Source organism: Enterobacter cloacae, from assembly GCF_013375935.1.
Lineage (GTDB): Bacteria > Pseudomonadota > Gammaproteobacteria > Enterobacterales > Enterobacteriaceae > Enterobacter > Enterobacter pasteurii.
Genome location: NZ_CP056117.1, coordinates 4,704,257 through 4,716,457, shown reverse-complemented (window position 1 = coordinate 4,716,457; position 12,201 = coordinate 4,704,257). Strand labels below are relative to the sequence as shown.

The window sequence follows — 12,201 nt, the reverse complement described above, 5'->3', positions numbered from 1 at the left end:
TTTTGCGATGTCAGAATGCATGAAAGCCATCACTCTTTATGACGTTGCCCGCGTGGCGGGCGTTTCTTATCAGACCGTTTCCCGCGTGATTAACGACGCGGAGCACGTTTCTCCCCGCACGCGGGAAAAGGTCCGGCAGGCCATGGCGGAGCTGCACTATGTGCCTAACCGCGGCGCGCAGCAGCTGGCCGGAAAGCGCACCCGCACGCTGGGGCTGATCACGGCCGATCTTGCGCTGCACGCGCCGTCGCAAATTGCCTCAGCCGTAAAATCCCGCGCGGTGGAGCAGGGGGCAAGCGTGCTTATCTCAATGGTGGATCGGCCTGCCCGGTGCGGGGCCGCCCTGCAGGAGCTGCTGGCCCAGTGCGTGGAGGCGCTGCTGGTGAACGTTCCGCTGGAGGATACGCAGGCAGAAGCGCTACAGGACATGGCTTCGCCGGTTCCGGTGCTTTTTCTCGACGTGTCCCCTTCCGCGCGGGTGAACAGCCTCGTGTTCGATGCGGGGCAGGGTGCCAGCCTGGGGGCGGAGCATCTGCTTTCGCTCGGGCACCGGCGAATCGCTCTGCTCGCCGGGCCGGAAAGTTCTGTCTCTGCCCGGGCACGTCTGGCGGGATGGAAAACCACGCTGGCTAAGGCAGGCGTGGACGCGCTGGCTTTGGCGCACGGTGACTGGAGCGCGGCCTCTGGCTATGAGAAAGGGCATCACCTGCTGGCGGGCCCGACGCTGCCGGAGGCGATACTCGTCGCAAACGATCAGATGGCGCTCGGCGTCATGCGCGCCTGTGCGGAAAAAGGCATAGCGATACCGGGTCAGATTTCGGTGGTCGGGTTTGATGATACCGCCGACAGCGCCTGGTTTTCACCCCCGCTTACCACCGTTCGGCAGGCGTTCCGTGAAGCCGGCGAGCGCAGCGTGGAATGGCTTCTGGCACCAGCCCGTAGCGAAGCGCGCTGGCAGAAACAACTTCCCGTTACGTTGATCGTTCGCCATTCCACTGCACCGCGCGCCGGGCTGCAGGCCGATCGTGAAGCGCTGGCGCAACAGCTCAGAGCGCTGGCGCTGCTGGCGGAGAAACTGGCCCGAGGCTGACGCTTTTGTGATCGGGCTCGCCTGGTGACGATCTCGGCCTTTACGGCGACCGTTTACCAGGGCATGTTGGCTGTAAATTGTGAGCGCTTCGCAAAGAGGTTAATATGTCTTCTATCCTCCCGCTGACCCTCAGCGCACTTCTCGCTCGTCGTGACTGGGAAAACCCAGGCGTGACGCAGTGGAACCGTCTGCCCGCACACGCGCCTTTTCACAGCTGGCGTGAAGAAACGTTCGCCCGGGAGGATAAGCCTTCGCTGAGTAAGCGCTCGCTTAACGGCCTCTGGCGATTTAATTTCTACGCCGCGCCAGAGCTGGTGCCCGAGGCGTGGGTGACGGACGATCTCGCTGACGCCGTCGGGATGCCCGTGCCGTCAAACTGGCAGATGCAGGGGTTCGATACCCCCATTTATACCAACGTCACCTACCCATTTCCGGTGAACCCGCCGTATGTTCCGGCTGAAAACCCAACCGGCTGTTACTCGCTCACATTTGACGTGGAGGAGGCCTGGCTGCACGGCGGGCAAACCCGCATCGTCTTTGACGGAGTTAATTCGGCTTTTCATCTGTGGTGTAACGGCACGTGGATTGGCTATTCACAGGACAGCCGCCTGCCTGCCGAGTTCGATCTCAGCGCCGTGCTGCGTCCGGGCCAGAACCGCCTGGCGGTGATGGTGCTGCGCTGGTGCGACGGCAGCTATCTGGAAGATCAGGATATGTGGCGGATGAGCGGCATATTCCGCGACGTCTCGCTGCTGCACAAGCCAGAAACGCGGATCGCCGATTACCGGATTGTGACCGACCTGAATGCCGAATGCGATCGGGTGGTACTCCGGGCAGACGTTGCGCTGGAAGGTTCACGCTACGCCGGGTGCGAGGTGGCGTTTACCCTGTGGCGTAATGGCGAAGCCTGCGCGCGCGCCGTTCAAAAGCCAGGCTCGGCCGTCGTGGACGAGCGCGGCAGCTGGGCGGAGCGGCTTACGGTTGCGATACCGGTAAACAACCCCGCGCTGTGGAGCGCCGAAACGCCGGCACTTTATCGCCTGACCATAACGCTCAGGGATGCGCAGGGCACCGTGCTGGAGACCGAGGCCTGCGATATCGGCTTCAGGCGCGTTGAAATCAGCAACGGCCTGCTGAAGCTCAACGGCAAACCGCTGCTGATCCGCGGCGTGAACCGCCACGAGCACCATCCTGAAAAGGGTCAGGTGATGGACGAAGCCACCATGCGCCGCGACATTGAGCTGATGAAGCAGCACAACTTCAACGCCGTGCGCTGTTCGCACTACCCGAACCATCCTCTGTGGTACACGCTGTGCGATCGCTATGGCCTGTACGTGGTCGACGAGGCGAATATCGAAACCCACGGCATGGTGCCGATGAGCCGCCTCGCGGACGATCCGCGCTGGCTGCCTGCCATGAGCGAGCGCGTTACCCGTATGGTCCAGCGTGACCGTAACCACCCGTCAATTATCATCTGGTCCCTGGGCAATGAGTCGGGTCATGGAGCGAACCACGACGCGCTGTACCGCTGGCTGAAAACCACCGATCCCACGCGTCCGGTGCAGTATGAAGGCGGAGGGGCCAATACGGCGGCAACCGATATCGTTTGCCCGATGTATGCCCGCGTCGACTGGGATCAGCCGTTCCCGGCGGTGCCGAAGTGGTCGATTAAAAAGTGGATCGGCATGCCGGACGAAGCGCGTCCGTTGATCCTGTGCGAGTATGCGCACGCGATGGGCAACAGCTTTGGCGGCTTCGCCAGCTACTGGCAGGCGTTCCGCAGCCATCCCCGGCTGCAGGGAGGCTTTGTCTGGGACTGGGTCGATCAGGCGCTGACGAAGGAAGACGAGAACGGCACGCCATTCTGGGCCTACGGCGGGGATTTTGGCGATAAGCCTAACGATCGTCAGTTCTGCCTCAACGGGCTGGTGTTCCCGGACCGCACTCCGCATCCAGCCCTTTACGAGGCGCAGCGTGCCCAGCAGTTTTTCACCTTTACGCTGGTGAGTACTTCTCCGCTGGTGGTTGAAGTACAAAGCGACTATCTGTTCCGTCATACCGACAACGAACAGCTGCACTGGTCCGTAGCGCGTGACGGGGCGGCGGTGGCCTCCGGCGAGATTGCGCTCTCTGTCGCACCGCAGGAAGTACAGCGCGTTGAGATCCCTTTGCCTGCGCTTGCCGCCGGACCGGGTGAGGTCTGGCTCGACGTTGAGATCGTTCAACCTAAGAGCACGCCATGGTCGCCGTCAGGCCACCGCTGTGCCTGGGATCAATGGCCGCTACCGGCTCCGCTGTACGTTGCGCCACCGGAAGCGGGCGGGACGGCCCCGCAGCTAACGGTGCAGGACGAGGTGCTGGATATCATCCATCAGCAGCAGCGCTGGCAGTTTTGCCGCATCACCGGGAACCTGATCCAGTGGTGGAATGCGGGCGCTGAAACGCTGCTTACTCCGGTCACGGATAACTTTACCCGCGCGCCGCTGGACAATGATATTGGCGTCAGCGAGGCGACCCGCATCGATCCGAACGCATGGGTGGAGCGCTGGAAGGCGGCGGGTATGTATGAGATGTCGCCACGCCTGCTCCGGTGTGAAGCGGAGCAGCACGAGCGTGAAGCCGTGGTGACCACGCAGCACGTCTGGGAATTCCGGGATAGAGCGCTGTTCGTGAGCCGCAAGATCTGGCGGGTTGATGACCACGGCGTGCTGCACGGTGATGTGCAGGTGACGGTGGCGTCCGATATTCCGGAGCCTGCCCGGGTGGGCCTGAGCGTTATGCTGGTGGATATTCCGGAAACGGTACGCTGGCTGGGGCTGGGTCCGCTGGAAAACTATCCGGACAGAAAGCTGGTGGCGCAGCAGGGACGCTGGGCGTTACCGCTGAAGGCCATGCATACGCCGTATATCTTTCCGTCGGAAAATGGCCTGCGCTGCGACGCCCGCGAGCTGTCGTTTGGCTCGCATCAGCTGCAGGGGCAGTTCCATTTCTCCCTGAGCCGCTACGGCCAGCGGCAGCTGACTGAGGCAACGCATCAGCATCTGCTGCGGGAAGAGGCGGGCTGCTGGCTGAACCTGGATGCCTTTCACATGGGCGTTGGGGGAGATGACTCCTGGAGCCCGAGCGTGGCGCCGGCCTTCATCCTGCAAAGCCGCCAGCTGCGCTACAGCTTTAGCTGGCAGCAGAACGGCTGAGACGTAACGCGCGGCCACGCCAGTGGCCGCGTCACTCCGCTCAGCAGGAAGGCTTGCTGATATTTTGCCCGGCCCAGAGGATGAAATCCTCTTTTGGCAGCGCCTTGCTGTAGTACCAGCCCTGTCCGTACTGCACGCCGTGGCGGTGCAGCCATGCCAGCTGCCCCTCCGTTTCAATCCCTTCCGCCACCATCGCCAGCTTTAGCGATTTTGCCATTTCGATGATATGCGGCGTGACGTTTTTATACTCCAGCGCATCCACGAAGGATTTATCGATCTTCAGAATATCCACGTCCAGATCCTGCAAATAGCTCAGGCTGGAGTAGCCCGTACCGAAATCATCAATATAGATGGCGTGCCCGGAACGGCGAAACGCGGCGATGGCAGGCGCGCTGACGGCGGGATCGGCAAACCCGCGCTCGGTTAATTCAAGGGCGATTTGCTGCGGATGAACTTCCCATTTGTTCAGAAGCTTGCTCAACTGACGGGGCAGCTCGGGAGAGGTTAAATCACCGGGCGCAAGGTTGATCGATATGTGCAGCTCCGGGTGAAGATGCAGCCAGTATCCCAGATCCTCAAATACCCTGCTGACCACCAGCTGCGTCAGCTGAGAGATGAGCCCCGTTTCCTCGGCCAGGGGCACAAAAAGATCCGGCGCCAGGTTGCTGCCATCCGGCTGCGGCCAGCGCATCAGGGCTTCAGCCCCCACCAGCCTGCCGCTGCAAAGCGCCACGATAGGCTGATAGTGAACCTGGATCTCGCGGTTGTTGATCGCGTCGATCAGGCGGTTGCGCGGGGACTGCAGGCGGCGGAGGATCCGCAGGACAATAAGGGCTGCGAGCAGACTTATCAGCATACCCACCGGTAGCCAGATGAACAGCTGCTGGTGCCAGGTTTCCGCCAGGGGTTTTAGCGACGCCCAGGCAATCACCGTAAAGCCCAGCTCGGGTACGGGCTTAAGAATGTACATTGAGCCGTTGTACTGGACGCTCGTCACATCCTGCCGATCCTTAACATACCTGAGAAGATGCGGATCGAGGCGGTTGCTGCTGGCGAAGATAAGATGGGTTGTGCTGCCCACCAGAGCCGCATCCGTCGTAATTTCGCCGAACGGGACGACGTCCACAAGCGACGCCGGATCGATCATTACCACGTAGTGTCCTTTCCCCATCACAACCATATAGCGGTGAATGCCCAGATCGTTTTGCGAGGTGAGCCACGCGCTGTAGCCATCCCCGGTGATGCGCAAAGGGGGCGGTAAGGTCGCGGTATTACTGGACTGTTCAAGCGAAGAGCAGAGCGGTTTCAGGCTGTCGATGTACATGACTTCCTGAACGTAGCGCCATGAAAAGGCGACCCGACGCATTTCATGTAAATGCAGGGGACTGCAGGGCGGGGCGTCAAAGGTTTGCAGGTGTGTAAGCGCCTGCTTTGCCTGAGCGACAACCCTGTCGGTACGTACCAGAACGCGTGAGGCATAGTTGTCCAGCGCATCCACAAATTTTTCCTCTGCCTGGCGATGAGCCAGCCAGATGCTGAGGCAAACCGGGACCAGCACAGAAAAGATCAGTACGCCTGTTACCAGACTGACCAGGTGTCGGGTTTTCATGCTGCTGTTTCCTTCTTATCTGCCCGCCGGAGGCTCTGAGTCTGCTCGCCAGTGAAGAAAGATTTTATCGCTAAATGATATAGTTATAGCATGCGAAATTCTCAGGCAGGTACTCGGATAAGCCTTTCATAAAAATACCGCGATCCGCTGCATTATCAGAAGGGTTGTTTTTGCATCAAGGCTCGGATAGTATTTTGTTATGTTATAACAATACATGAGAGCCTGAAATGAAACCCAATATCCATCCAACCTATCGTACCGTTGTGTTTCACGACACCACGGCCAATGAATTCTTTAAGGTCGGTTCGACGATTAAGACAGACCGCGAGATTGAGCTCGATGGCAACACGTATCCTTACGTCACCCTTGACGTCTCGTCAAAGTCACATCCGTTCTATACCGGGAAGCAGAAGACCTTTTCGACGGACGGTAGCGCGGCACGCTTCCGCAAGCGTTTTGGCGGTTTTCTTGACGCGAAGCGAGGCTAGCCATGCAGGTACTTAACTCGCTGCGCAGCGCAAAACAGCGCCATCCTGACTGTCAGATCGTGAAGCGCAAAGGGCGTCTGTACGTTATTTGCAAATCCAACCCGCGCTTTAAAGCGGTTCAGGGGGGTAAAAAAAGGCGCTAAACGAACGCTTAGCGCCTCTTCCAGGGAGGGTCCCGCTAGCCGTTGGCAGGGCGGGAGAGCGTGAAAACGTCATAAAACGAGAGTTCACCTTTGGTCGAAACCATTTTTTTCAGCTTTTCCTTAAGACCGGGTTCGACTGAAGGTGAGCGCATTATGGTGTCGATAAGTTCAGGCGGCACATAGCGCGTGTTATACCATTCCCCGTTGTAGCACACGCGGAAATCGAGTACGTCGATGTCTTCATACCGGTAACGCGGATTGACGTCGAAAAAGAAGAACGCGTTAAACACCACGAACAGCACAACCAGCAGCCAGACGGAATCTGCCAGCGTGTCGGACCTCAGCATCACGATAAGCGTTGCCAGCCAGGCTGCATACATGCCGACAAACAAACCGGGATGCTTACGAATAAAGCTGATGCTAAAGCGCGGGCGGTTGTCACGTTTTTCGCGAATATTAAGATCGTCGATGGTGGCGATGAGCAGGCGCTGTATCTCGGTCATTTTTTGCCTTTATGATTGTTGAAAATACAGGTGATCTGCCTATTTTATGAGAGGGATCTGCGCGAAGAAAGTAACAGTTATGCCGGGAAAATGCATAACAGTTACTCAGGGAACGTTTAGAGCATTTTTATGATTTTCGCCGGATTCCCGCCCACGACGGCATTGGCCGGCACGCTTTTGGTCACCACGGCCCCGGAGGCCACAACCGCATTATCACCAATCGTCACGCCCGGGTTAATAACCGCACGCCCGCCGATCCACACGTTATGCCCAATCGTGACCGGCTTACCGTACTCAAGCCCGCTGTTGCGTTCGGCCGCATCCAGAGGATGGGTGGCAGTATAAATATGGACACCCGGCGCGAGCATACAGTTATCACCAATATGAACAGGGCAGACGTCGAGAATGACGCAGTCGAAGTTGGCGTAAAAATTTTTACCCAGATAGATGTTATAGCCGTAATCGCAGCGGAAGCTCGGCTCGATGTAGGCACCTTCACTTTGCCCCAGCAGCTCGGCCAGCAGCGCGCTACGCTCGGCTTTCTGATCGGGCGCGGTATGATTATAGCGGTGAACAAGATGACGCGCGCGTAAACGGTCTGACCTCAGCGTGTTATCGCCAGGGCGGTAATATTGACCCGCAATCATCTTCTGTTTTTCTTCACTCATGGGAAACCTCTCTGGGATCGTTTTACGTAGCGTAATGAGGATTAACCAGAAAGGGAACGTTCCCTAAAAATGGCTGTGACGGAAGTCACAACATTATTGCGGGTACAGACGTTTTACACGGGAGCCTGGCTTTTGCACGTGAAGCGTAATTCGAAAGGTAAATTCAGCTTAACAATGGTCGTAATGCCTTTGCTGCCTCTTCAGGGATTAACGGACAAACTTCCATACCGAAGAGGGGATCTTGTCATACAGTTTATTCATCGTCAGTTCTGCAAGACGATGGTCGGCGGCTGAATAAAATACAGCCAGTTCATTATCAGACAGCTCATATTTATTTTTTTCTATAACGCGTTCGAGCGTGTCAATTGACTGACAGCGTCGCAGGCGCATCAAATAATCGACTTTAGTTAATGGTTTATCAGACATAAATTCACCTTAGTATTTGTAATAATTTTAACAGGAAAGACTAACCGGATTAGCTCTGCTGACATTCGTGAAGCAGCGAAATAGACGGTTTCCTGATTTACGCCATTTCTGCAAATCCTGTGCGTTAATGCCGTAGCTGCTGAACAACATAAAGGTGTCGTCCAGGTATTCATCAATTTGTTCTATCAACTTATTATCTTCATTGTACTTAATTTTATAATTAAGTGCGAAGGTCGCGATATGCTCAATCAGCTCGTTTAGCTGTAAGTTGATAGCAGACGTTGGATCGTTCACCCAGCCATGGTTACTTTCATCAAGGTTGGCGAGGCAGTCATGGTACAAGGATTCGCAGAGAAATTTCAACTGCGCGATATCATGCCTTTTTGGCGAGTACTCGTCCATAGCGCATCCCCTTTTGAGTGATTTCTTACTCACCGAACATCATGTCGGGATGGATACAACTTACTTAGCCACACGGGTGCTGTGTTCCTGATAACTCTAACTATAAGCCACTCTGATCAAGATTTCATCGCGCTATTACGAAAAATTACAATTAAAACGTTACCCTGCGAGCGCTTACGCAAATGTGGCCACTAACGCGAACAATTTTATCCTAGAAAACACTTTTTTTAATCCGTTCCTTAAGATTCATTGAGTTAGCGCAACGTTTCATTTGAAGTCCGGATTCAGATATCTTCGGTATTTACGATGGTTTAGGAATTGTCCGAATATTTTAGGCGATGAATTGATAATAAAACAACGCTGAATTCTACGATTAGCTTATCGGATTATTATGATAAGACTTATCAGGACGGGTGAAAATAAATAAAACCACAATAAGTCTATTTTATGAATTTTTCTGAAAATGAAAAAGGCCGCAAATGCGGCCTTTTTATCATGTGAAACCGGTATCAGTGATGTTCTACCGAATGATTGTGCTCCACATCTTCATTTTTGCGGCTAAAGCGGCGACGTACCACCACGAAGAACACCGGTACAAAGAAGATGGCGAGAACGGTCGCGGTGACCATACCACCCATTACGCCGGTACCTACCGCGTTCTGCGCGCCGGAACCTGCGCCTGAGCTGATAACCAGCGGCATAACGCCGAGGATAAACGCCAGGGACGTCATCAGGATTGGACGCAGACGCATACGAACCGCTTCCAGCGTTGCTTCAATCAGGCCTTTACCTTCTTTCTCCATCAGATCTTTGGCGAATTCAACGATAAGTATCGCGTTCTTCGCCGACAGGCCAGTGGTTGTGAGCAGGCCCACCTGGAAGTAAACGTCGTTGGTCAGCCCGCGGAAGGTTGCGGCAAGCAGCGCACCGATAACCCCCAACGGCACCACCAGCATAACGGAGAACGGTATCGACCAGCTCTCATACAGCGCTGCCAGACACAGGAACACCACGATCAGTGAAATGGCGTACAGGGCAGGGGCCTGGTTACCGGACAGACGTTCCTGATAGGACATGCCGGTCCAGTCATAGCCGATACCCGCTGGCAGCTTGCTGGCTAACTCTTCCATCAGGTTCATGGCTTCACCGGTGCTTCGGCCCGGAGCCGCCTGACCGAGAATTTCCATGGACGGCAAGCCGTTATAGCGCTCCAGACGCGGCGAACCGTATTCCCAGCGCGAGGTTGAGAAGGAGGAGAACGGCACCATCTGACCATTGCTGCCGCGAACGTACCAGTTGTTGATATCGTTCGGCAACATGCGGTATTGCGCTTCAGACATCACGTACACTTTCTTCACACGACCGCGGTCGATGAAGTCGTTGACGTAGCTACCGCCCCAGGCTGCGCCCAGCGTGGTATTGATGTCGCTGATGGAAACGCCCAGCGCCTGAGCTTTCTCCTGGTCGATGTCGATCTTGTACTGCGGCGTATCTTCCAGACCGTTAGGACGCACGCCCACCAGAAGGTCAGGGTGTTTTGCCACCTCGCCAAACAGCTGGTTACGCGCCTGGGTCAGTTTTTCGTGGCCCAGACCGCCCTGGTCGATCAGCTGGAAGTCGAAGCCGGTCGCCGTACCCAGCTCAACAATCGCTGGCAGGTTAAAGGCGAAGACCATCGCGTCTTTAATCTGCGAGAAGGTAGCCATTGCACGGCCGGTGATGGCTTCAACTTTGTTCTCATCGCCCGGACGTTCAGATCAGTCTTTCAGAGAAACGAAGGCAATACCGGTGTTCTGACCACGACCCGCGAAGCCAAAGCCGTTAACCGCAAACACGGATTCAACGTTGTCTTTCTCTTTCGTCAGGAAGTAGTCGGTCATCTCATCCAGCACTTTCTGCGTACGCTCCTGCGTCGCACCTGCCGGAAGCTGGGCCATACTCAGGAACACGCCCTGGTCTTCATCTGGCAGGAACGAGCTTGGCAGACGAACGAACAGGAAGGCCATTCCCACCACGATGATGATGTAGAGCAGCAGGTAACGACCGGTGCTGCGCAGGATATTACCCACGCTGTCGGTGTAGTGGTGCGTGCTCTTGTCAAACATGCGGTTAAACCAGCCGAAGAACCCTTTGTGCTCGCCGTGACCGCCTTTCTTAATCGGCTTCAGCATGGTTGCACACAGGGCTGGCGTCAGGATCAGCGCAACCAGCACCGACAGCGCCATCGCTGAAACGATGGTGATTGAGAACTGACGGTAAATCGCACCGGTTGACCCCCCGAAGAAGGCCATCGGGATAAATACCGCAGACAGTACCATCGCGATACCGACCAGCGCGCCCTGGATCTGGCCCATGGATTTACGGGTTGCTTCCTTCGGCGGCAGGCCTTCTTCCGCCATCACACGCTCGACGTTTTCAACCACCACGATGGCGTCATCCACCAGCAGGCCGATGGCGAGCACCATCCCGAACATCGTCAGGGTGTTTATCGAGTAGCCAAATATCGCCAGAACCGCGAAGGTCCCGAGCAGTACCACCGGCACGGCGATGGTTGGGATCAGCGTTGCACGGAAGTTTTGCAGGAACAGGTACATTACCAGGAAGACGAGGATAATCGCCTCAACCAGCGTTTTTACCACTTCGTGAATCGAAATTTTTACGAACGGCGTGGTGTCATACGGATAAACGATTTTCAGACCTGACGGGAAGAAAGGTTCCATCTTCTTCAGCTCTGCACGGATAGCCGTCGCGGTGTCCAGGGCGTTAGCGCCTGTCGCCAGTTTGATACCCAGACCAGAAGCCGGTTTGCCGTTGAACTTCGCGATAACGTCGTAGTTCTCGCCGCCCAGCTCCACTTTCGCCACGTCACGCAGGCGGACCTGAGAGCCGTCCTGATTCACCTTCAGCAGAATTTTGCTGAACTCATCCGCCGAGGTCAGACGCGTTTGCGCGATGATGGACGCGTTAAGCTGCTGGCCTTTCACCGGCGGCGTGCCGCCCAACTGACCGGCTGCCACCTGGGCGTTCTGCGCTTTGATGGCGTTAATCACGTCAACCGGCGTCAGCTGGAAGTTGTTCAGCTTATTCGGGTCCATCCAGATACGCATCGCGTACTGGGAACCGAACAGCTGAACGTCACCCACACCAGACGTACGGCTGATGGCGTCCTTCATGTTGGCGCCCACGTAGTCGGAAATATCCTCCTGCGTCATGGTGCCGTTGGTGTTGATTACGCCGACAACCATCAGGAAGCTGCTGGACGATTTCTCGACGCTCACACCCTGCTGTTGTACTTCCTGCGGCAGCAGCGGCATCGCCAGCTGCAGTTTGTTCTGCACCTGAACCTGCGCAATGTCCGCATCCGTACCGGATTCAAACGTCAGGGTGATTTGTACCGTACCGGTTGAGTCACTGTTTGAGGACATGTACATCAGGTTATCGATACCGTTCATGTTCTGTTCGATAACCTGCGTGACGGTATCCTGCACCGTTTTCGCATCAGCACCCGGGTGGGTTGCGGAGATCGTAACCGCCGGTGGCGCAATCGTTGGATATTGCGCAACAGGCAGCTTCAGGATCGCAAGTCCCCCGGCCAGCATGATGATAATGGCGATCACCCACGCAAATATGGGGCGATCGATAAAGAAATTAGGCATGTCTTAACGGCTCCTGTTTAAG

At 56.2% G+C, this 12,201-nt stretch carries 9 protein-coding genes and 1 pseudogene; 4 read left to right on the top strand and 6 right to left on the bottom strand.

All coding sequences use genetic code 11. The features are described from left to right. The first annotated feature begins 19 nt into the window (after positions 1 to 19). Together HWQ14_RS22165 and HWQ14_RS22160 are read left to right on the top strand one after the other, a co-directional pair. The gene (locus tag HWQ14_RS22165) at positions 20 to 1,090 is read left to right on the top strand and encodes a LacI family DNA-binding transcriptional regulator (protein WP_176611032.1); all 1,071 of its coding nucleotides are present in this window, start codon (positions 20 to 22) and stop codon (positions 1,088 to 1,090) included. A 104-nt stretch (positions 1,091 to 1,194) separates the two neighbouring features. Continuing rightward, positions 1,195 to 4,284 carry a beta-galactosidase gene (locus HWQ14_RS22160; protein ID WP_176611031.1) on the top strand — a complete coding sequence of 1,030 codons (3,090 nt, stop codon included), beginning with the start codon at positions 1,195 to 1,197 and terminating at the stop codon, positions 4,282 to 4,284. Positions 4,285 to 4,324: 40 nt separating this feature from the next. Here the strand turns inward: HWQ14_RS22160 and HWQ14_RS22155 are convergent, their stop codons facing one another. Further along, entirely contained in the window at positions 4,325 to 5,893 is a 1,569-nt protein-coding gene (locus tag HWQ14_RS22155; RefSeq protein ID WP_148420305.1) for an EAL domain-containing protein, read from the bottom strand. A 227-nt stretch (positions 5,894 to 6,120) separates the two neighbouring features. On the opposite strand from HWQ14_RS22155, the gene HWQ14_RS22150 reads away from it, so the two are divergent. Continuing rightward, positions 6,121 to 6,381: a type B 50S ribosomal protein L31 gene (locus HWQ14_RS22150; RefSeq protein WP_148420306.1), complete on the top strand. Its 261-nt coding sequence runs from the start codon at positions 6,121 to 6,123 to the stop codon at positions 6,379 to 6,381. A gap of 2 nt (positions 6,382 to 6,383) precedes the next feature. Further along, entirely contained in the window at positions 6,384 to 6,524 is a 141-nt protein-coding gene (ykgO, locus tag HWQ14_RS22145) for a type B 50S ribosomal protein L36 (RefSeq protein ID WP_034458060.1), read from the top strand. A gap of 35 nt (positions 6,525 to 6,559) precedes the next feature. Here ykgO and HWQ14_RS22140 read toward each other — a convergent pair whose 3' ends face one another. The 5 genes and pseudogenes from HWQ14_RS22140 to acrB form a co-directional block, all read right to left on the bottom strand. Further along, positions 6,560 to 7,027: a YlaC family protein gene (locus tag HWQ14_RS22140; RefSeq protein WP_148420307.1), complete on the bottom strand. Its 468-nt coding sequence runs from the start codon at positions 7,025 to 7,027 to the stop codon at positions 6,560 to 6,562. Positions 7,028 to 7,143: 116 nt separating this feature from the next. Beyond that, a complete protein-coding gene (gene maa / locus HWQ14_RS22135) occupies positions 7,144 to 7,695 on the bottom strand; it encodes a maltose O-acetyltransferase (RefSeq protein ID WP_176611030.1) in 552 nt (183 codons plus the stop codon). A gap of 207 nt (positions 7,696 to 7,902) precedes the next feature. Beyond that, entirely contained in the window at positions 7,903 to 8,121 is a 219-nt protein-coding gene (locus HWQ14_RS22130; RefSeq protein ID WP_015571250.1) for an HHA domain-containing protein, read from the bottom strand. Between the two features lie 27 nt (positions 8,122 to 8,148). Next, positions 8,149 to 8,523 (bottom strand): Hha toxicity modulator TomB, encoded by a 375-nt coding sequence (gene tomB / locus HWQ14_RS22125; protein WP_176611029.1) that lies wholly within the window; start codon positions 8,521 to 8,523, stop codon positions 8,149 to 8,151. A gap of 509 nt (positions 8,524 to 9,032) precedes the next feature. Further along, a pseudogene (gene acrB, locus HWQ14_RS22120) lies at positions 9,033 to 12,179 on the bottom strand (multidrug efflux RND transporter permease subunit AcrB). Positions 12,180 to 12,201 lie beyond the last annotated feature (22 nt).